This window comes from Psychrobacter sp. TB20-MNA-CIBAN-0197, from assembly GCF_040309765.1.
Classification (GTDB): domain Bacteria; phylum Pseudomonadota; class Gammaproteobacteria; order Pseudomonadales; family Moraxellaceae; genus Psychrobacter; species Psychrobacter submarinus.
Window position 1 is genome coordinate 1 of the sequence record NZ_JBEOPC010000131.1, and the last position, 412, is coordinate 412.

Below are 412 nucleotides of genomic sequence, written 5' to 3' on the forward strand. Positions count from 1 at the left end.
GGCAAATTTAAGTTTTAACAGCGAGGCTTATTTAGCTGTTGACGGCTTTACGCATCTGCCATGCCATGAAGATGTGGATTTGGTTAAAAAGTTTGAAGACCAAGGCTATGCTATTACTTGGAGCAATCGCGTTCGTGTGCTGACCAGTAGCCGCTTGAAAGCTCGGGCGACAGAATGTTTTGCAGTGTTTTTATCTAATCTAGAAAACAATAATTTATATTAATATACTCACTATCAGATTTTACTTACTTATTACTGAATGTGGATATACTTCAAAAATATTAATTAGAAATCCTGTCAAACAAGCTTAATCGACAGCTTACAAACCTCAGACAGCTATATTCATACCAGTAAGTGCGTAAAGTTTAAGAAGGAGGGAGAGGCGTCTTACCTCAATACCTTCAAACTAAAT

The 412-nt window shown here is 36.9% G+C and carries 1 pseudogene; it reads left to right on the plus strand.

The window, feature by feature from the left end:
- Nucleotides 1-223, plus strand: a pseudogene (locus AAEY83_RS12970) (glycosyltransferase family 2 protein); the annotation flags it as partial.
- Between the last annotated feature and the right edge of the window lie 189 nt (nt 224-412).